The following is a 20,385-nucleotide window of genomic DNA, read 5'->3' as shown; positions in this document are numbered from 1 at the left end:
TTAGTTCTTGCGCTCGACGACGTATCGGGCGAACTCTTCGAGTGATTCTGTATTGTAGGGTATTGCTTCCAAGGCTTGAAGAGCTTCCTGTAACAGACTTTGTGCTTTATCAATAGCACCTTGTAACCCTAGCAGCGCTGGGTAGGTACTTTTATTGAGTTGTTGATCCGAGCCTTGAGGTTTACCTAATGTCTCGGTATCGCTAACGATATCCAAAATATCATCTTGAACTTGGAATGCGAGACCAACGGCATCGGCATAGCGATCCAATTGTGGTAGTACCGCAAGCCCTTTTTCACCAGCCGCAAGCGCACCTAAACGGATTGCACAACGCATCAAGGCTCCTGTTTTATTGCGATGGATCTCTTCTAATTCCTGCACTGAAACCAGACGATTTTCCGCTTGCAGATCCAACGCTTGCCCTATACACATACCTTGAGCACCGGAAGCTTGAGCCAACATTTGAACCATCTTAATGCGGTTGACTTGCGCATGTTCGGCGAGTTGACCTTCTGCCAAAATAGTAAAGGCCAGTGTTTGCAGGGCATCGCCCGCTAAAATCGCGATGGCTTCGTCAAATTCGATGTGACAAGTGGCTTTACCGCGACGCAATTCATCGTCGTCCATCGCGGGAAGGTCATCGTGGATCAATGAGTAAGCATGAATACATTCTATTGCGCAGGCTGGGGTATCGAGTTCATCTGGCGTACAACCAAGCATTTGCCCTGTGATATACACCAAATAAGGTCGAGCTCTTTTGCCGCCAAGTAACAAACCGTAGCGCATCGCGTCAATCAACGGTTGTTTTTGGTGCGGTAAACGGCCTAACCAAAGGTTTAATTGGTCAATATTTCTTTGCTGATAGGAGCTCAGAGCCTCAATCATAGGACACTCTTTCTACTAAGTTGTGGTATCTACTAGGTTACGATCGACCGTTTCCCTGTGACTTAATTGACAGGTTCAAGTCACATAGCGAGCGATGAGATCGATAAATATGAGTCAGTAATAAGTATGTATCAGTAATACGTGCCTATTACTCAGGTAGTTCAGTAAAGTCAGAGAGTGGCGCGTCATCGCTCGCACTGAGCAAAATACTGACTCGCTGCTCCGCTTCACTTAACTTACTTTGTCCAGCACGAGCAAGGGATATTCCGCGCTCGAATTTTTTTAGCGCATCATCTAAGGCTAAATCGCCATTTTCTAGCTGTTCCACTAAGCTATCAAGTTCTTCGATTGTCGCTTCGAAGGGCATATTTTCAGGTTTCTTGCTCGCCATAATCTTTTTATCTTGGTAAATATGCACGAAAGTTACCTTAGGGCGTAGTGATGGTCAAATTTAACCAACGATTTTTGTCTGAAAAGTCCCTCTTTTGGAACTGTCACTATCACAAATAATAAAAATAATAATACGATACTTAGCAACCAGGCCGATATTTACTGAAATAGTGACGGTGACTCAGAATCTTGACCATATCAGTGTGCTGGCAACAGTGCATCTTTGCTCAGTTTAGGTATAAACTGAATAGAGAGAATTTCGGTATGATCCAATAATTTACTTAAAGATTTGAATCTATTGCCGATAACGAGTTTAAACTCATTATCGCGGGTAAGCAGCATGAGGAGTGCTTTGTGGATTTAGCAACGCTGATAGGCCTGATCGGAGGCCTCGCTTTCGTTATCATGGCGATGATTTTAGGCGGAAGCCTAATGATGTTCTTCGACGTCACATCCATCTTGATCGTAGTGGGTGGGTCAATGTTTGTTGTATTGATGAAGTTCACGATGGGACAATTCTTCGGTGCAGCCAAGGTGGCAGGTAAGGCATTTATGTTCAAATCCGATGAACCTGAAGATTTGATCGCGAAAATTGTAGAAATGGCTGATGCGGCGCGGAAAGGTGGTTTTCTTGCATTAGAAGAGATGGAAATTACCAATAGCTTCATGCAAAAGGGGATCGATTTGCTGGTGGATGGCCATGATGCTGACGTGGTGCGTTCTGCGTTGCAAAAAGACATTGTATTGACTGATGAGCGTCATTCACAGGGAACTGGCGTATTTCGTGCTTTTGGTGACGTAGCGCCAGCGATGGGCATGATCGGTACTTTGGTGGGCTTGGTTGCCATGCTGTCTAACATGGATGACCCCAAATCAATTGGCCCCGCCATGGCCGTTGCCTTATTAACTACCTTGTATGGCGCTGTTCTCTCGAACATGATTTTTTTCCCGATTGCAGACAAACTTGCTTTGCGCCGAGATCAAGAAAAGCTTAACCGTCGTTTAATCATGGATGGCGTTCTGGCCATTCAGGATGGACAAAACCCACGGGTCATTGATAGTTATCTGAAAAACTACCTCAATGAAGGCAAGCGTGTTTTAGATGTTGATAGCGAATAACGGAGCCTGTAATGGATGATGAAGAAGGCTGTAAATGCCCACCTCCCGGCTTGCCGTTGTGGATGGGAACCTTTGCCGATTTAATGTCGCTGTTGATGTGTTTCTTCGTACTACTGCTCTCTTTTTCCGAGATGGACGTACTGAAGTTTAAACAGATAGCGGGCTCGATGAAGTTTGCTTTTGGTGTGCAAAATCGTTTGGAAGTGAAAGACATTCCTAAAGGGACAAGCATCATTGCACAAGAGTTTCGCCCAGGCCGCCCCGAACCGACACCGATTGATGTCATCATGCAACAAACCATTGATATCACGCAGCAGACACTTGAGTTTCAAGAAGGGGATTCAGATCGAGCGGGTGGTGTTCAGCGTGAAGAAGGTCAATTGACGGGGGGGCAATCCCCTGAAACTTCAACGCAGAATAATCAAAATACTCAATCGGAAATGCAACAACAGCAAGCAGAATCTATGTCGCAAGAGATGGAAATTGTTGAACAGGACATCAAAAAAGCGTTAGCAAGAGAAATCGAACAAGGCGCTATTGAAGTTGAAAACTTAGGTCAGCAATTGGTGATCCGTATTCGTGAAAAAGGTGCGTTTCCCGAAGGTTCTGCATTTCTACAACCTAAGTTTCGTCCATTGGTTCGTCAAATTGCCGATCTGGTTAAAGATGTGCCGGGCATTGTGCGTATTTCTGGCCATACCGACAATCAAAGTGTCGATTCTGAATTGTATCGCTCAAACTGGGATCTTTCGGCTCAACGAGCGGTTTCTGTGGCGCAAGAGATGGAAAAGGTTCGTGGGTTTTCTCATCAACGACTCAGGGTGCGTGGTATGGCCGATACCGACCCAGTCGGCTCTAACGATACGGAAAGTGAACGTTCACGCAACCGCCGAGTAGAAATCAGTATCATGCAAGGTGAACCGCTGTACAGTGATGAAGTTCCATCCGTTCAGTAAGTTACGTTGGATTATGCAAAAACACATAGACGAGCGCTAAGGCTCGTCTTTTTTATGGTTATGACCTCGTGTATAATCCTGCGCCCTTAGCGGTGTATCAGTAGCAAGTAGAATGCGACCCATTGATTCACCACGTTGCCCAATCAGATTGCGAATAGAACTATGAAATTTATTGTTAAGCCCCATCCGGAAATTTTTGTTAAAAGTGACTCAGTACGCAAGCGCTTTACAAAAATTTTAGAGTCCAATATTCGTAATATCATCAAACGAAGAACAGAGTCGGTCGCGGTATTTAACCGTCGCGATCACATTGAAGTGGCTGCGCAAAGTGACCAATACTATCAAGAAGTCCTTGAAATTCTGACTCATACTCCTGGCATCCAGCAAGTGCTCGAAGTGCAGCAATCTGAGTTTAAGGATATGCATGACATTTACGAGCAAGTGTTAGCGCTCAGCCGTAATAACATCGAAGGAAAAACTTTTGTTGTGCGTGCTAAGCGTCGAGGAAAGCATGATTTTACCTCAATCGATGTTGAGCGTTATGTTGGTGGTGGTTTAAACCAAGCAGTTGAGAGTGCAAAAGTTCAACTTAAAAACCCGGACGTTACCATCAATATTGAAATAGCCGATGAATTGCTCAATCAAGTGATTGCCCGTTATAAAGGCTTAGGTGGTTTCCCTCTTGGCACTCAAGAAGATTTATTGAGTTTGATTTCTGGTGGTTTTGACTCGGGTGTATCAAGCTATTTACACATCAAACGTGGCTCAAAAGTGCATTATTGCTTCTTCAATTTAGGCGGCCCTGCGCATGAAATTGGTGTAAAGCAAGTGGCCCATTATTTGTGGAATAAATACGGTTCTTCAGCCAAAGTGCGTTTTATCTCGGTCGATTTCGAGCCTGTGGTGGCTGAAATCTTAGAAAAAGTAGACGATGGCCAAATGGGTGTGGTGTTAAAACGTATGTTTATGCGCGCCGCAGGCATGATAGCTCATAAGTTAAATATTGAAGCTTTAGTGACCGGAGAAGCGTTGGGTCAAGTTTCGAGCCAAACTCTAACTAATCTTCGTCATATTGATGGTGTGACAGATACTCTAATTTTGCGTCCTCTCATCAACTGGGACAAAGAAGAGATTATTAAAGTGGCGCGCGAGATTGGAACAGAAGATTTTGCCAAAACGATGCCAGAATACTGTGGGGTTATTTCAAAAAGCCCAACAGTTAAAGCGGTGAAAGCGAAATTAGAAGCCGAAGAGGCGAAGTTTGATTTCTCAATCCTAGAGCACGTTGTTTACAACGCTCGTCAAATGGATATTCGTGATATTGAAAAAGAGAGCCAAGAGCAAGCACCTGAAGTTGAACAAGTGACCGCTATCGAAAAAGATGCGGTGGTACTTGATATTCGTAGCCCAGATGAGGAAGATGATAAGCCACTGCTGATTGAAGGAGTGGAAGTGAAACACTTACCTTTCTACAAGCTATCGACTCAGTTTGGCGATTTGGATCAATCGAAAACATATCTCTTATATTGTGCGCGCGGTGTGATGAGCCGGCTTCAAGCTCTGTATTTGAAAGAGCAAGGCTTTAACAACATCAAGGTATATCGACCTTAATCGTTATCTCGATACAGAATCGACCGCTCACGTTTTCGTGAGCGGTTTTTTTATGGCTCCGACTTAATCACAGACATAAAAAAACACCGCCCAAGGGCGGTGCTAAAGAATTTGACAGACAGGTCAAACAATAAATACAGGAAGTATATGTTTTGGTGCAGGGGATAACTGCACAAAACAGGATGGTAGAATTCTACCTCACTCGAAATACGAGTTTGCAAACACAACATCGCAACAAAAGCCAATTGATTCATAACTGAATCAAGCCGTTCAGGCCTTGTTGCGGGGTGAAATATAGAATTTCTCTAGCCGCTCGGCAATGGACAATTTATAATGTTTCAGATTAAAAAAACTAATCTAATTTTTGAGTGTACCTATGTCCAGAAGATTGCCACCATTAAACTCGCTGAAAGTGTTTGAAGCGGCAGCTCGCCAGCTGAGTTTTACTCGCGCTGCGGAAGAGCTATTTGTGACACAAGCCGCAGTTAGTCATCAAATCAAAGCGTTAGAGGAATTTTTAGGGTTAAAGCTATTTCGCCGTCGTAATCGTTCTCTGCTATTGACAGAAGAAGGGCAAAGTTACTTTCTCGACATTAAAGATATCTTCACCGCACTCTCTGAAGCCACCGATAAGGTACTCGAGCGCAGTGAGAAAGGGGCATTAACCATTAGTTTACCGCCGAGTTTTGCGATTCAGTGGCTCGTGCCGCGTCTGGCCGATTTTAACCAGCAAGAGCCGGATATTGATGTGCGTATCAAAGCGGTTGATATGGATGAAGGGTCGTTAACCGATGATGTGGATGTGGCGATTTATTATGGGCGAGGTAACTGGCCTGGTTTACGCGCGGATAAGTTGTATCAAGAGTTTTTGATCCCGCTTTGTTCTCCTTCACTGCTGTTAGGCCCTAAGCCTTTAGAAACACTGGACGATCTAACACGCCATACGCTGCTACACGATACTTCACGTAAAGATTGGAAACAGTTTGCCAAAGAGAACGATCTTGAAGGGGTGAATGTCAACCACGGCCCCATCTTTAGCCATTCGACCATGGTGCTGCAAGCGGCGGCGCATGGGCAAGGTATCGCACTGGGGAATAACGTGCTAGCTCAGCCAGAGCTGGAAGCGGGTCGCTTGATTGCGCCTTTTGATGAAGTGCTGATGACTAAAAATGCTTTCTATGTGGTCTGTCACGAGAAGCAGGCCGATATGGGGCGCATCGCTACTTTCCGTGATTGGATGCTCAAAAAAGCCAGACGTGAACAAGAGGTATTGTTAGATGAAGAGTAAGTTATTGCTCACTATCGCGGCTTTTATGGCGGGCGTTGGTGTCGCTCTAGGAGCTTTTGCGGCGCACGGCCTAAAAGCGTATTTAACCCCTTACTTGCTTTCGGTGTTTGAAACGGGAGTGCAGTACCAATCGATTCACGCTTTAGCCATATTAGCGTGTGGTATTTTGCTGCGTTGTCGTTTGGGATCGAAAGCACAAAAATATTTTTTCATTGCGGCAATTTGCTTTATCATCGGCGTCCTTTGTTTTAGCGGCAGTCTTTACGCTTTAGCACTCACGGGCATCAAGTGGTTTGGCCCGATCACGCCATTTGGTGGCGTGTTCTTTATGCTAGGGTGGGGAGTGTTTGGCTATGCAGCACTTAATATTCAAGAGGTGGACCAGTGAAACACGTAATGCTCTATTGTCGTGCAGGCTTTGAAAAAGAGTGTGCCGGAGAGATCCAAGATAAAGCGACTAAGCTAGAGGTTTTTGGTTTTCCTCGTTTGAAAAACAATACGGGTTATGTTTTGTTTGAGTGCTATCAGGCCGGTGATGCTGATAAGTTGGTTAAAGAGATCGATTTCCAATCGCTTATTTTTGCTCGTCAGATGTTTGCGGTAGCGGCGGAATTTAGCGATTTACCTAAAGATGATCGTATTTCGCCTATCTTATCTGAACTCGCCGAACTTGAGGGTTTTCCGCGTTGTGGTGACATTCGCATTGAGACGCCAGATACCAATGAAGCGAAAGAGTTGCTCAAATTTTGTCGTAAGTTTACCGTGCCATTGCGTCAAGCGTTACGTGGCAAGGGGATTTTGTCTAACAAAGAGTCGGCGAAGAGACCTGTGCTACATGTCTGCTTTATTCAACCCGGCCACTGCTTCGTCGGGTATTCGTACACCAACAATAACTCGCCTTTTTTCATGGGTATTCCTCGTTTGAAATTCCCAGCCGATGCGCCAAGTCGTTCCACACTGAAGTTGGAAGAGGCTTTCCATGTGTTTATTCCTCGTGAAGAGTGGGATGAACGTTTGGCTCCGGGAATGTGGGCGGTAGACTTGGGCGCATGCCCGGGGGGCTGGACTTACCAACTGGTGAAGCGTTCGATGTTTGTTCATGCTATCGACAACGGTCTAATGGCTGAAAGTTTGATGGACACAGGACAAGTGAAACACCATGCCGAGGATGGTTTTAAATTTGAGCCGCCACGCAAGAACGTGACTTGGATTGTGTGTGACATGATTGAAAAGCCAGCTCGTGTTGCGCATTTAATGGGGCAGTGGATCCTCAAGGGTTGGGCGAAAGAAGCCATCTTCAACTTAAAGCTGCCAATGAAAGGGCGCTATGATGAAGTTTTACAAGATATTGAAAATATGAAAGTTTTTCTGATTAAAAATGATGTAAAGTTCCGCATGCAGGCAAAGCATTTGTATCATGATCGTGAAGAGATCACAGTGCATGTCCAATGCTTGTCGAACATCTCTCCGCATTAACGGTTCGATAATTTAATTTAACGCTCCTATCTAGGAGCGTTTTGCTATTCTGGACGCGGTACTTGCGCTGAAAAGCGAATGTCTTGCAAATTAAAACCGAGCTCTATATCGGTCTTTAGTGTGGCAATGTGTTTGCAGACTCGCGCCATATCGATCTGCTCATCAAATTTTTTACGGTATTTCTTGGCCAAATCAGCACTGGCGTAGGCCGCTTCTATGTCGGGAAATTGCGTTAATATCTCTTTTGCTGCTTTTGGACCAATGCCGGCAATGCCGGGAACTTGGCTTGAACTGATGCCCGTTAATCCCCAAAAATCGGTTAATTGGCTCGGCTTTACGCCAAATTCCTGTTCAATAAAGGGTTGATCTAACCAACGATGTTGAAAGTAGTCACGAATTTGTAAAGTGGGGGAGAGCAGTTGGCAATAGCCTTTATCGGTTGAAACGATCGTTACTTTTTCACCGTGGCTTGCCACTTTCGTGGCTAAGGTGGCCACCAAATCATCGGCTTCATCACCTTCCGAGAGCAGTGAATCAATCCCTAATTCCCACCATGCTTGCTGAATGGCGTCTAAGCCAAGTTGCAGTGCTTCTGGCATCGGCTTCCGGTTCTGCTTATAAGTCGGTAGAAGTTGTGCTCTCCAGCCCCGGTCTTGTAAGTGATGATCAAACACGGCGATGATGTGGGTCGGTTGAGCTTCATTGATGATACGGTGCAAGGTGCGCGAGGTTGTCTCTATGGTTCTTGCTATATTATCGTTAGGATCGGGTTGTGCGGAGTGCACCCGACGGATCAAATTCAAAGCATCAATGATGACAAGGTGTAAAGACATAACGACCAAAAAATAAGGGCTTAATAAGCCCTTATTGTAATGATCTCACTTAATATTGCCACTCATCCCCGGCATAAGTTATTTTTGCCTTTAATGGTTAATGGTTAATGGTTAATGGTTAATGGTTATTGGTTGCAATTTTATAGCAAGGTTCATAAGCACTGCCACCCGGTAGCTTCATTCGGTGTTGTGCAACGAAGTCTTTTAGCAATAGATCCATTTTTTTCATCAATTGGGCATCGCCATCAATGATGAATGGGCCGTGACGTTCAATTTCTCGAATGCCTTCCGCTTTCACATTACCAGCGACAATGCCAGAGAAGGCGCGACGCAAGTTAGCAGCGAGTACTTCTGGTTTTTGGTTTAGGTGTAAATCCAAGTTGGCCATACTGTCGTGAGTCGGTTCAAAAGGCAGTTGGAACTCAGGCTCGATTTTGAGGGACCAGTTGAAACTATAAGCATCACCACTATCTTTACGATGCTGACGAACCAGCGGCATCGCTTGGCTCATGATACGCGCCGCTTTTTCTGGATCATCAATGACGATTTGATAATGCTGGCGTGCTTTTTCACCTAATGTTTCGGCAATGAATGTGTCGATTGAACGGAAGTAGGCTTCGCTCTCTTTTGGACCAGTCAGTACAATTGGCATTGGTTGGCTTGCGTTATCTGGGTGCATCATGATACCCAAAATGTACAGCAGTTCTTCCGCTGTACCTGCTCCACCGGGGAAAATAATGATGCCGTGCGCCATTCGCACAAAAGCTTCTAGCCGTTTTTCAATATCCGGCATAATCACCAGTTCGTTCACAATCGGATTCGGTGGCTCGGCGGCAATGATCGATGGTTCTGTTAAGCCAAGATAGCGTTGTGCGGTATAGCGCTGTTTAGCGTGTCCAATGGCGGCTCCTTTCATTGGCCCTTCCATAGCGCCTGGTCCGCAGCCTGTACAAATGTTCAGTTCACGCAAGCCCAGTTCATGGCCCACTTCCCGCGTATATTGGTACTCAGTAGGGTTGATAGAGTGTCCACCCCAACAAACCACTAAGTTAGGTTCAAGACCGGGAACCAAGGCACTGGCATTACGCAAAATACCAAACACTAAGTTGGTGATGTGAATGGCATTGGTAAGATTTAGGCGCTGATTATCCGCCAGATGCATGTTGACATAAACGATATCGCGTAGGACCGAAAACAGATGTTCTTGAATTCCTTTAATGATCTGCCCATCAACAAAGGCATGTTCTGGTGGATTCGTCAGCTCTAGCTTGATACCGCGTTCACGGCGCATGACAGTGACATCAAAAGATTTATATTTTTCAAGAAGTTCTTTTGAGTTATCCGTATGGCTACCAGAGTTAAGTACCGCCAAAGTGCAGTTGCGATACAGTTGATATAGATCGCTCGACGCGGTCTTTTTTAGACGCTCAACTTCAAGTTGAGAAAGCAGATCCATGCTGCCTGTAGGGCTGATATGAGTAATCATACTGGCCTCCTTAGTTGAGAAGTAAGGAAAATGTCCACGCTACGACTAAAGTTGGTTTTTATATATACCCGCTTAGTATGGAGTATAGGTCATGGTTCGTTTAGTGGCGGATGTGCGATAGGACGACATAACTGATTGAAATTACAGTATCAATCTAGTTCTTTTCTCGATTGTTAGGAAATGTTTATGCAAGCAGAGTGTGATGTTAAGCACGCTTTAGTTTGGTTTTGTTCAAATAGCGACCAGTTAAGGCCGCGATTTGAATGGGTTTCTTTTGTCTACATCCGATCTGGACTTGTGTTTATTTCCAAACCACTTGGTTAGGGCCGAAACTTTTGGCTTCTAGTAACGAGCGGCGTAAACGTTCAAGTACTTCCTCTGGTGTATCGGAGTCTTTAAAACAGGTACTCGCGGCTGAAAGTGTAATCGTAATACTCTTGTCTCTGAACTTGAAAGGCAGTTTAGACACATTACGTTGAATATTTTGTACTAGCTTGAAACAGTGATTATCTTCTTGATCGGGAAGTAAAATAATAAATTCTTCACCAGAGAAACGTGCCACGGTATCCGTATCGGATGCTTCTTTGGATATGGTGCGGGCAATAATTTTAAGGGCTTTATCACCTGCCGTATAGCCAAAGCTATCGTTGATAGTTTTGAACTTATCAATATCAAAGATTACGATTCGGAAAGTGTGTTGAGCTCTTATCCAGCGCCGGTATTCCAGCTCAAGGTGGTCATTAAAGGCGGTGCGATTATAGACTTTTGTCAGTGGATCAAGCAGCAAGCGCTGAGACTGATCTTCCAATCGACGGCGATAATCTTGGGTGAGTTCGAACAGAGCTTCCATTTGATTTTTGCCATAATTTAAGCGTTCAATCAGTGCCTGCTCGCGTTGCTCTGCATGACTTAAGCGTTCAGAAAGTGACGCCATTTCGCATAATATAGGTGAAACGGAGAGCTTAAGATCGTCAATCGCCACAGAATCTTTGATTAGAGTTTGGCTTTGGGTAATCAAAGCGGCGAGTTCAGCATTCATCTCTTGGCGATGTTCAAAGTAACTCTGGCTTTGGTCTGCGTTGTGAGTGCTACTTTTAATGTGTTTTGTGAGTGATGAGTTGACCTGTTCTAAAAACTTCTCAGATGTTTTGCGCTCACTGTTGGTGCCATCAATCACCAGTTTTAGAATCTCTAACGTCAACTCTAAGAGCGTTGATGTCGATACGCCAATCAACAGCTTGGCACGAATATCTACCAGTAGTTCCCCTGATTCACCTTCAAAATCCAATTCAGTGATCAGGTGTTGCAGTTCATCGGATAGCTTGGTCAATAGCTCTCTATCCGCGACATGCAGCTCGCTGATGGCCGTATTCGGGTTCGCTGTTATTATTTTGATTGCACGTTCATAAATCCCAAGCAGTTGAATCGCTTGTTCGGCTTTAGGCTGAGCTTCTGAAAAACTGAGCAGATCACGCAAATCACGCTTAAGTTTGGCGGGTAGGCCAGCAACGCGAAGTAATGTTTCCCCACAATGTTTGATTTGAGAGTCCAAATGAGAGTTTTCTTTTTCCATAACCAAAGTTTGTTGCTTCAACATGCGCTCCAATACGGCTAAGCGAGGTATGAGCGTGCTTACATCTTTTTGTTGCTCTAGAGCTTCACGAAGATCCGATAAATTAATATTTAGCTGATGATCATTACCCTGACACGCCAAGCTTAATGATGCGACGATCCGTTTTAGGACAGTATGTTCTCGTTTAAATTTGAACGAAGTGTCCCTGTGTGTCAAACGAACCTGTTCCAACTGAGTTTTCAGCTGCTGTAACTGTGTTTGAATATCCTGTTCGAGAGCGCCCATGTACAACTAAACTAAACTGCGAGGATCGTTAGGATCCTATTAATTGATTTATCGATAATAACAAATTAATTGCCCACGTCACTGCTTTAACACATTGAATGCCGAGTAATTACCCATCTTTTAGGAGTTTTTTGATGCTCTCCTCATTCTTATAAGAAGAATGCACTTTTATCAACCCTTGATTGATGGCGTGCTTGCATGATTTGCGAATATTGTTGGAGGCAAAACTAGCGGCTGGAGCGTTATCAATCGCTTTTAAGTAGACCCAATGGCTTGCTTCTTCTCTCATACTTAGCTCACGAGCCGTGTTGGTTGCCATCAGCAGAATATCGAGCAGCTCTTTATCATTAATCGCCATATAAGCTCTTGGCAAAAATGGGTAGTCGGCGATGCCCATCCGTATTGTACGGTTTAAGCGACGTTCAGGTTGAAATTCATCTATCCATTGCTGAATTTGATCGAATGCGATTTCAGGCGGTGTATTGCGATCGGCATTCGGTTCGATATAGAGCAGATTGGAATCTGAAAAGTGATAAATCCGATTCGGTTCTTTGATTTTCGATTTTAAAAACTGACCAAATTGATGCTCCAATTCTAAGCCAGCTGAATAGCCATGTTCTAAGTACATGTTGCGCAGAAAGGGAATATCAATCATCACAAAGCGGAGGCGATCACTCAGTGGCTCGTGGATGAGTTCACCAATATACCACGGCTCAAAATGACGGCTGCTTTTTTGCATCGCTGAAGGAAGCTTAGCATTGAGCATGCGCAGGTTACGTAAGCGAGAGCGAGAATGGGTAAAGAGCGTGCTGTTGAGTTCATCGATTTCTTCATTTTGCAACTGGATAAGGTAGCCTCTACGCAGTAGCAGTAAAAATAAAATAATGGAGATGATAAACAGAATAAAGGCGATCTTTTTGAACTTATTATACTCTTCTTGAGTTTTGAGCAGCGCTTTTTCTTGCCCGACCAGATGTAAGGTTTGTTCTACAAACTCTTTTTGTTGACGAAAAGCATCTTCACTGATTTGGTTGAGTTTTTCTTGGCGTATTTGCGATAGTGCATTGCTGCGTTTTATGTTCTCTAAGGCCTGTGCGTACTGACCGTTTTGCTCATAACCCAAGGCCAGTAACCGATAGGCATGCTCTTCAATCTCTTCATCTTGCATCGTTTTAGCAACGCTTAAAGCATGTTGAGCGTTGCTGATGACCACATCGGCTTGCTTTTGGTGAAAGGCTAATCCTGAATGCAGTAAATAAGCCTGTGCCTTTAAACGAGGATAATCTTTCAGCTCAAGCAAGTCTTCAGCGCGAGTGAGATATTGGTCAGTTAATGGGTAGTTATAGAGATTAAGGTAGGTCGCTGCCAAACTAATACGCACTTCAATGATTTTTTCCAGATCATTGCGGCTCGTTTCGTGATCGATCACGTTGAAGTAGTGAACGAGCGCTAGATTGTATTTACCTTGCTGGTAATAGACATCGCCCATACGTTGCAATACATCAGCCAAGGCTGGCGACTTGTTATAGCCGTCATAAAAATCGGCGGCTTGAGACAAATGCTCTAAAGCCTTATCGAGCACTTTTCTTTCAAAAAAAAGCTGAGCCAGCAAGGTATTAGTTTTAGCGAGTAGGGCGCTTGAGTTGTTTTCAATCGCGCCCCAGTAGGCAACTAGCAACTCAGATAAAGCACGATTGTAAAAGCCATGAGTGAGAAAATGTTGACCAATAACAATCTGATATTCAATCACGGTTTTCGGTGAGGAGATCGAATCAATGTAAGGCTTTAGGTCAGCAAAAAGCTTATTGGCCAGTTCGATATCATTGGCTTTTGAGGCAATTTCTGCTTTGAGCAGGGTAATTTTATAATCGAGACCTTTTGCCACTTGATCCGCATTTTTGATGGCATCATATTGAATGCTGATCGCGCGTAGCGCCTGCCGAGCGGCGCTTGCATCATTATTATTGAGCCAAATTAGACGAGTTTTGAGTATTTGTACATCCGTGGCTAAATAAGGCAATTGATAGTGTTGCGTGAGCTCTTCAGCAAGTTTTAATGCGGCCAGTGCGGCATCCATATTGTGCAACTGGAACTCTGCTTTGGCTAAAATCTTTAACGCATCAACGCTGCTGCCCGGTGTTCGAATCCGACTGTCGCTTTCATCGCGCGCCATCACTGATGATGATTTTTCTGATTTTTCGGCCAACTTGCGCTGAGTCAGATACTCAGTGGCTAGGGCTTTGGCTTGATTCGGTGAGATATCAATCAACCCATTGGCTTCATTTAACATTGGCGACGAGTAGATAGTGGCTTGTGAAGCCAATGAAAACAGAGCCAGAGTTAAACTGAGCAAAAGTGTCCAGCGCACGTTGATCATCCTAATGCTAATCCTTATTGACGGGCCATACGTTGGTTATGTGTTGGCCGTTCTTGTTCGGTTGAGCGAAATGGGTTGATATCCAAACCGCCGCGGCGAGTGTATCGAGCGTATACCGTTAACTGTGTCGGTTGGCAGTATTGCATAATGTCGGTGAAGATGCGCTCTACACACTGTTCGTGGAACTCATTATGTTCACGAAATGAGACGAGATAACGTAACAGTGCTTCTCGATCAATTTGTTGACCTTGATAATGAATTTCGACGCTGCCCCAGTCGGGTTGATTGGTGATTAAACAGTTCGATTTCAGTAAATGGCTGTGCAGTGTTTCATTGACTTGCTCACCACGCGCGGCACTTTTCAGTAAGCTGGCATCAAATTGGTAACTTTCAATCTCAATATCTTGTCCATCAATGCATTCACCTTGCATAGTCACAATTGCTTGGCCAGTGTAATCGCTCACCGGGTTGAGAGTGACACTGACTGGCGCTCCGGCACAGGCCGATAAATCGTTGGTTAAGCGCTGCGTTACTTCATCCCAACTGGCTATTTTGCTTTGGTTATAGCTATTGAGGTAGAGCTTAAAGGATTTAGATTCAATCAAACTAGCACTTGTTGCAGGGATAGAAACCTCGCCAATTGCCACTTGTGGTAACCCTTTTTCATTGAGCCAAGAGAGCTCGTACAAAGTCCAAATGTCACAGCCTTTAAACGGTAAGCTATCCCCCAAATGCAGATCATCACGGTTTAAGCTACGAGGGACAGGTTGCAGTAAGCTTGGATCGTACTGTTTGGCGTAGTCGGTTTTTTTGCCAAGGGTTAACCCTGCCAGCGCTTTGGCATCGGAATATTTGCTCATACTTTCACGTCAATTCGATTAGAATAAGCAGAATTTTACGCAATCCTAGGGTTGCTGTCATCACACAAGGCAGCGACTCATCAATTTTGGAGCACTTCATGGCACAAACTGCCGAGCAAGCCTTACTTTCATTTACTCAACGTTATCTTGACGCTTACCAAACAAAGCATGGCGAGTCTCCTCGTAATGATGAGTTGGCTGAGTTGGATTCTCCTTGCGCAGTGATGAACGACCAAGACAGTGTGCTGTGGAAGCCCGTCGTCAGATCGGTTGCAGCTGATTTTTCTAACGTAGAAGCAGCGATTGAATTGACTCTACATTCTGATATTAAAGCCTTTTATGGCGTACAGTTTTGTGCGGACATGCCCGCTAAATGGCAAGGCAACGAGCTCGCTCTATTGCAAGTGTGGAGTGAGGATGATTTTGTTCGTTTGCAGGAAAATATCCTCGGTCATTTGGTGACTCAGCGCCGACTAAAACTCAAACCAACCGTGTTTATTGGTGCAACCGATGCGGAGATGGATGTAATTTCGATCTGTAACCTTTCTGGCCATGTGTTATTAGAACGTTTAGGTACCGATAAACGCGACGTGCTGGCCGAAAGTGTGGCCGAGTTTTTCGCTAATTTAGAACCTGTGGTGTAACGATGTACGTGGTTGAATTGCAGTTTGAGTGTTTTGATAACACGACTATCTCGGCGGTAGACAAAGCGATTAATGGCCTAATGGATGCTTTACGCTATAACGGTCAAGTGCTTGGGCGTGAATTCCCCATCGTGATGGGAGAGGGCGAGTTCTTTGTGCGGGTGGTTTGCCCAGAGCAAGAAAGCTTACACCCTAAGTATCACTCTGATTTTGTTAGGGTGTGCCTGAGTCGCTTGACGGAGGCTAGTTTGCTGGCTCCGAAAGCCCGTTTGTTGGGGCGCGATCTTAATTCCGAGCAAGCCGCTGATGATGTTTTGCCTAGCTGGCAGATACTTTACACCACTTATGTACACACTTGTTCTCCGCTGCGCAGTGGTGACACATTGCTGCCGATCCCTTTATATCGTAATTCTGCGACCTTAAATGGCGATCATAAAGCAGTGATCAAATGGCAAACAGAGTGGCAGGCGTGTGATGAACTTCAGATGGCGGGTGGTTGTCGAGCAGAACACGCTGCACTGCACGAGATTTGCGATGCGGACAGTGTGCTGTTTATTAGAGGATGGGATTTACGAGGACGAATTGAGTTTTTGACCCACGTCCCTACTTATTACTATCAGTATCGAGTTGGCGGCCAGAGCCTAGCGGACGAACAAGCCAGAAAATGCCCGAAATGTGGGGGAGAGTGGCTACTCGATGAACCGCTGCACGACATTTTCCATTTTAAATGCGACCCATGCCGTATTGTGTCCAATATGTCTTGGGATCATATTAAGTAAACAGGTGCGTGTTGTTGATACGAAAAAGCCGATACATCGCGTATCGGCTTTTCTGTTTTTATAGGCTTTTTTGCACAGGTAATAGGTTTATTAATTACCAGCCTTTTACTGCGCCACCGTCAAAAATTTTCGAAGCGGCTTGGTACACTTCTTCTGTTTGGTAGGCTTTAACAAAGTTAGTCACGTTTTCAGCATTCAGATTTTCTGCACGAGAAACAATGATATTGACATAAGGTGACTCTTTATCTTCAACGAACACACCATCTTTTTCAGGCGTTAGATTGATTGAGCTGGCGTAGGTCGTGTTGATGATCGAGAGCGTAACGTCGTCAAGTGAACGAGGCAGTTGCGCGGCATCTAACTCAACAATAGTGATGTTTTTTGGGTTGGCGACCACATCACGTACCGTTGCCAGTAGGCCTGCACTGTCACGTAGAGTAATAAGGCCTTGCTGTCCTAGCAGCAGTAAAGAGCGACCAAGGTTGGTTGGATCGTTAGGTACCGCAATACGAGAGCCATCTTGAATCTCATCAACCGATTTCACTTGTTTTGAATAGCCAGCAATCGGGTAAACAAAGGTGTTACCTGCAATCGCTAATTTGTAACCGCGGTCAGCGATCTGTTGATCAAGGTATGGCTTGTGTTGGAATGCATTGATATCAATCGAACCATCATCCAGTGCCGCATTAGGAGTAACATAGTCGGTAAACGTTACGAGTTCTACATCTAGGTTGTATTTTTCTTTTGCAATTTTTGCTGCAACTTCAGCAACTTGTGCTTCAGCACCGGCAATGACACCCACTTTAATTTTATTGTTGTCGACCGCTTTTTCACCACAGCCTGCCAGCACGAGTGCTGAAGCGCTAACGGCGAGGGTAAGTAGAGCTTTAAGGCTAAATTTCATGATTAACTCCTTGTTATAAAACGAATCTGTGTTTTAACTTTATTGTGATTTAACGGTGGTCGACACGGCGGACAAACTTATCGCCAATCGATTGAATAATTTGTACTAAGACAATCAACATCACCACGGTGACCGTCATGATGCCTAAGTCGTAGCGATGAAAGCCGTAACGAATAGCGACATCGCCCAAGCCACCGCCGCCAACGGTTCCGGCCATGGCAGAGTAACTTACTAGAGTGACCATCGTGATGGTGACTGAGTTGACAATCGTTGGTAGCGCTTCAGGAAGCAACACTTTACGAATAATTTGGATCGGCGTAGCCCCCATTGACTGCGCAGCTTCGACCAAACCAGTGGGCACTTCCAGCAATGCACTTTCAATTAAACGAGCGACAAATGGAATTGCGCCAATCGTCAGCGGCACAATGGCCGCCGTGGTGCCAATAAACGTACCGACAAGCAGTTTTGTCACCGGAATAATGGCCACCATAAGCACCAAAAATGGCACAGAGCGACCAATGTTGACGATGGCACCAAGAATGCGGTTCAGCTGAGTGTTTTCGAGAAGGCCGCCTTTTTTGGTGGTATGTAAAATAACCCCTAGTGGAATACCAACCACGAAACCGACGATGCCCGCGACAGCGACCATGTAGAGTGTTTGCCAGGTTGCCATCAGTAGAAGATCGCCATTCAGGTTTAACCAAGCGGTGATGGTGTTAAAGGACATAACCAAGTACCTCTACTTTTACGTTGTTTTCGCGAAGAAATTCAAGAGCGGCCGTATCGTCCGACTCATTACCAAAAAGTTCAGCGACCATCATGCCGAATTTAACGCCACCGGCGTAATCAAGGTCAGAACTTAATATACTGACATCAATATTAAATTTACGGGCAATTTGTGTCATCAAGGGAGCATCAACCGTTGCTCCTGTAAACTCTAATCGCACCAGCGGGTAGCTACCTTTTACGCGAGTGGCTTGCAGGCGAGCTTGGTAATCTTCCGGAATTGATAAATCGAGTGTTGAGCGAATAAATTGATGAGCCAAGGCGGTTTTAGGGTGAGCAAAAATCTCGCCAACTGTGCCTTTTTCAACCAGTTCACCGTCGCCAATAATGGCCACTTCGTGGCAAATACTTTTTACCACATCCATTTCGTGAGTAATTAGCAAAATGGTGATATTGAGTGTGCGGTTGATCTCTTTCAATAGCTCTAAAATCGATTGAGTCGTCGCAGGATCAAGCGCACTGGTGGCTTCGTCACACAGCAATACTTTGGGATCAGAGGCGAGTGCTCGCGCTATTGCAACACGTTGCTTTTGACCACCACTCAGATTGGCAGGATACGTTTCGCGCTTATCCGTCAGGCCGACCAGTTGCAACAGCTCTGACACTTTCTTTTCAATGTTATTTTTTTCGACACCAGCCAGTTCAAGTGGCAGAGCAATGTTGCCAAATACTGTACGTGATGAAAGCAAATTGAAGTGTTGAAAGATCATGCCAATGTTGCGACGAGCTTGGCTGAGTTCTGATTTGCTCAGTTGAGTTAAATCAACGCCATCAACCACAACCGAACCTGTTGTTGGAGCTTCTAGCATGTTGACGCAGCGAATCAGTGTACTTTTCCCTGCACCTGACGAGCCAATTACACCAAAAATAGTGCCTTGCTTAATGTGAAGATTAATCTCTTTCAAAGCATGAATTTCCTTATTGCCTTGATAGAAAACTTTATTTACTTGATTAATTTGAATCATCGGAAAACCTGTGCAGGGATAACAGAATAAAATGTTGAACTCTCTCTCACTTGTTGGACGATGCTATGGCTTAACTTGATTTAAGTCAATAGATATTTTTACGTCTAGACGTCTAAACGCTTTGGTGAATTAGGTAGTGATGAAAAAAATAAAGCGTGTAATAATCATCATATCTGGCGTGATATGAGAGAGTTATTTTGGCTAAACCTGCAGTGTTTTTAGATCGCGATGGCGTGATCAACGTTGACCATGGCTATGTTCATGATGAGCATGATTTTGAGTTTATTGATGGTGTATTTGAAGCTACTAAGAAGTTTCAAGACATGGGGTATTTGCTGGTTTTGGTGACCAACCAATCAGGTATCGCTCGTGGGAAATTTAGTGAAGAGCGCTTTTTATCTTTAACGCAATGGATGGACTGGAATTTTGCCGATCACGGTGTCGAGTTTGATGGTATTTATTACTGCCCGCACCATGCTGAGCACGGTGAAGGTAAGTATAAAGAAGAGTGTGATTGCCGCAAACCCAAGCCTGGTATGTTTATCTCCGCACGGGACTTTCTTGATATCGATATGGAAAAATCCGTGATGATAGGCGATAAAGCTGAAGATATGATGGCTGCACAAGCCGCAGGTGTTGGTACTCGTGTGTTAGTGCGTACGGGTAAACCCGTTACTGAGCAAGGTGAATTACTCGCCACCGTGGTACTTGATAGTATTCGCGATGTCCCTGCTTTTCTTGCACCGTAAAAATTCCCCCCTTTGTGGAAGGCAATATGAATAAATCATTTCTTTTTGTTGGATTCAGTGTTGGTTTTTTAGCGGCATGCTCACCACACTACGCGAACGATTCGCGCGTTGAAAGTGAGAACCTGTTCCAGCATTATCAATGCCGTTCTGGTGAGCATTTTGATGTTGCGTATATTGAGCAACAGTCAGCCGTTCTCCGTATTGCCGATCGCGAATATACATTAATACAAATTCCAGCCGCCTCTGGCGCAAAGTATGTGATCGACGATAGCGAGCAAACTCAGCCTCAAACCGTGCTTTTACATACGAAAGGCGATGAGGCTTTGCTCGAAGTGGGATCAACGACTTATCAAGGCTGTACCACTCAATAATTCATTTAAGATAAGCGCATGCTATCTTCCATTTTTATTTACGCTATA

The 20,385-nt window shown here is 44.7% G+C and carries 20 protein-coding genes; 10 read left to right on the top strand and 10 right to left on the bottom strand.

Annotation, left to right across the window (positions count from 1 at the left end):
• Both ispA and xseB read right to left on the bottom strand, forming a co-directional pair.
• Window positions 1-885 carry a (2E,6E)-farnesyl diphosphate synthase gene (gene ispA, locus AACQ42_RS14660; RefSeq protein ID WP_013857402.1) on the bottom strand — a complete coding sequence of 295 codons (885 nt, stop codon included), beginning with the start codon at window positions 883-885 and terminating at the stop codon, window positions 1-3.
• Window positions 886-1,033: 148 nt separating this feature from the next.
• Window positions 1,034-1,276 (bottom strand): exodeoxyribonuclease VII small subunit, encoded by a 243-nt coding sequence (xseB, locus tag AACQ42_RS14655; RefSeq protein ID WP_094166407.1) that lies wholly within the window; start codon window positions 1,274-1,276, stop codon window positions 1,034-1,036.
• A 353-nt stretch (window positions 1,277-1,629) separates the two neighbouring features.
• Between xseB and pomA the strand changes: the two genes are divergently transcribed.
• The 6 genes from pomA to rlmM all read left to right on the top strand — a co-directional run bounded on the left by pomA (window position 1,630) and on the right by rlmM (window position 7,725).
• Entirely contained in the window at window positions 1,630-2,394 is a 765-nt protein-coding gene (pomA, locus tag AACQ42_RS14650) for a flagellar motor protein PomA (protein ID WP_013857399.1), read from the top strand.
• A gap of 11 nt (window positions 2,395-2,405) precedes the next feature.
• On the top strand, window positions 2,406-3,350 hold the full coding sequence (locus AACQ42_RS14645; protein WP_017044193.1) for a flagellar motor protein MotB: 945 nt from the start codon (window positions 2,406-2,408) through the stop codon (window positions 3,348-3,350).
• A gap of 162 nt (window positions 3,351-3,512) precedes the next feature.
• Window positions 3,513-4,961, top strand: coding sequence for a tRNA uracil 4-sulfurtransferase ThiI (thiI, locus tag AACQ42_RS14640; RefSeq protein WP_026028114.1), 1,449 nt, complete (start codon window positions 3,513-3,515; stop codon window positions 4,959-4,961).
• 376 nt (window positions 4,962-5,337) lie between these two features.
• Complete coding sequence (locus AACQ42_RS14635; protein WP_026027676.1) at window positions 5,338-6,249, top strand: transcriptional regulator GcvA; 912 nt, start codon at window positions 5,338-5,340, stop codon at window positions 6,247-6,249.
• Window positions 6,239-6,637, top strand: coding sequence for a DUF423 domain-containing protein (locus AACQ42_RS14630; protein WP_013857395.1), 399 nt, complete (start codon window positions 6,239-6,241; stop codon window positions 6,635-6,637). Before AACQ42_RS14635 ends, AACQ42_RS14630 begins: the two co-directional genes overlap by 11 nt.
• Window positions 6,634-7,725 (top strand): 23S rRNA (cytidine(2498)-2'-O)-methyltransferase RlmM, encoded by a 1,092-nt coding sequence (rlmM, locus tag AACQ42_RS14625; RefSeq protein ID WP_094166374.1) that lies wholly within the window; start codon window positions 6,634-6,636, stop codon window positions 7,723-7,725. Before AACQ42_RS14630 ends, rlmM begins: the two co-directional genes overlap by 4 nt.
• Before the next feature lie 44 nt (window positions 7,726-7,769).
• Here rlmM and xni read toward each other — a convergent pair whose 3' ends face one another.
• From xni to queF, 5 genes are all read right to left on the bottom strand, one after another.
• Window positions 7,770-8,558, bottom strand: a complete 789-nt coding sequence (xni, locus tag AACQ42_RS14620; RefSeq protein WP_094166373.1) for a flap endonuclease Xni — start codon at window positions 8,556-8,558, stop codon at window positions 7,770-7,772.
• Window positions 8,559-8,676: 118 nt separating this feature from the next.
• Window positions 8,677-10,044: a nucleotide 5'-monophosphate nucleosidase PpnN gene (ppnN, locus tag AACQ42_RS14615; RefSeq protein ID WP_017044198.1), complete on the bottom strand. Its 1,368-nt coding sequence runs from the start codon at window positions 10,042-10,044 to the stop codon at window positions 8,677-8,679.
• A gap of 301 nt (window positions 10,045-10,345) precedes the next feature.
• Window positions 10,346-11,902 carry a GGDEF domain-containing protein gene (locus AACQ42_RS14610; RefSeq protein ID WP_064624685.1) on the bottom strand — a complete coding sequence of 519 codons (1,557 nt, stop codon included), beginning with the start codon at window positions 11,900-11,902 and terminating at the stop codon, window positions 10,346-10,348.
• Between the two features lie 109 nt (window positions 11,903-12,011).
• A complete protein-coding gene (locus AACQ42_RS14605) occupies window positions 12,012-14,279 on the bottom strand; it encodes a tetratricopeptide repeat protein (RefSeq protein WP_094166372.1) in 2,268 nt (755 codons plus the stop codon).
• 14 nt (window positions 14,280-14,293) lie between these two features.
• Entirely contained in the window at window positions 14,294-15,139 is an 846-nt protein-coding gene (gene queF, locus AACQ42_RS14600; protein ID WP_088732008.1) for an NADPH-dependent 7-cyano-7-deazaguanine reductase QueF, read from the bottom strand.
• A gap of 98 nt (window positions 15,140-15,237) precedes the next feature.
• On the opposite strand from queF, the gene syd reads away from it, so the two are divergent.
• Together syd and AACQ42_RS14590 are read left to right on the top strand one after the other, a co-directional pair.
• Window positions 15,238-15,783, top strand: coding sequence for a SecY-interacting protein (gene syd, locus AACQ42_RS14595; RefSeq protein WP_029189917.1), 546 nt, complete (start codon window positions 15,238-15,240; stop codon window positions 15,781-15,783).
• 2 nt (window positions 15,784-15,785) lie between these two features.
• Window positions 15,786-16,562, top strand: coding sequence for a Zn-ribbon-containing protein (locus tag AACQ42_RS14590; RefSeq protein WP_094166371.1), 777 nt, complete (start codon window positions 15,786-15,788; stop codon window positions 16,560-16,562).
• 94 nt (window positions 16,563-16,656) lie between these two features.
• Here AACQ42_RS14590 and AACQ42_RS14585 read toward each other — a convergent pair whose 3' ends face one another.
• From AACQ42_RS14585 to metN, 3 genes are read right to left on the bottom strand one after another with little or no spacing between them, the layout of a single operon-like run.
• Window positions 16,657-17,466 (bottom strand): MetQ/NlpA family lipoprotein, encoded by an 810-nt coding sequence (locus tag AACQ42_RS14585; RefSeq protein WP_094166370.1) that lies wholly within the window; start codon window positions 17,464-17,466, stop codon window positions 16,657-16,659.
• A gap of 49 nt (window positions 17,467-17,515) precedes the next feature.
• Window positions 17,516-18,193 (bottom strand): methionine ABC transporter permease, encoded by a 678-nt coding sequence (locus AACQ42_RS14580; RefSeq protein ID WP_017044205.1) that lies wholly within the window; start codon window positions 18,191-18,193, stop codon window positions 17,516-17,518.
• Entirely contained in the window at window positions 18,183-19,217 is a 1,035-nt protein-coding gene (gene metN, locus AACQ42_RS14575; protein ID WP_094166369.1) for a methionine ABC transporter ATP-binding protein MetN, read from the bottom strand. Before metN ends, AACQ42_RS14580 begins: the two co-directional genes overlap by 11 nt.
• 197 nt (window positions 19,218-19,414) lie before the next feature.
• Here metN and gmhB point away from each other — a divergent pair, with 197 nt between their 5' ends.
• Window positions 19,415-19,966: a D-glycero-beta-D-manno-heptose 1,7-bisphosphate 7-phosphatase gene (gene gmhB / locus AACQ42_RS14570; protein ID WP_013857382.1), complete on the top strand. Its 552-nt coding sequence runs from the start codon at window positions 19,415-19,417 to the stop codon at window positions 19,964-19,966.
• A 26-nt stretch (window positions 19,967-19,992) separates the two neighbouring features.
• Window positions 19,993-20,337, top strand: a complete 345-nt coding sequence (locus AACQ42_RS14565; RefSeq protein ID WP_017044208.1) for an MliC family protein — start codon at window positions 19,993-19,995, stop codon at window positions 20,335-20,337.
• Window positions 20,338-20,385: the final 48 nt, after the last annotated feature.

Origin of the sequence: Vibrio sp. V12_P9A6T4 (assembly GCF_963874835.1) — a bacterium.
Classification (GTDB): domain Bacteria; phylum Pseudomonadota; class Gammaproteobacteria; order Enterobacterales; family Vibrionaceae; genus Vibrio; species Vibrio anguillarum.
This window is presented reverse-complemented; position numbering and strand designations above follow the sequence as displayed.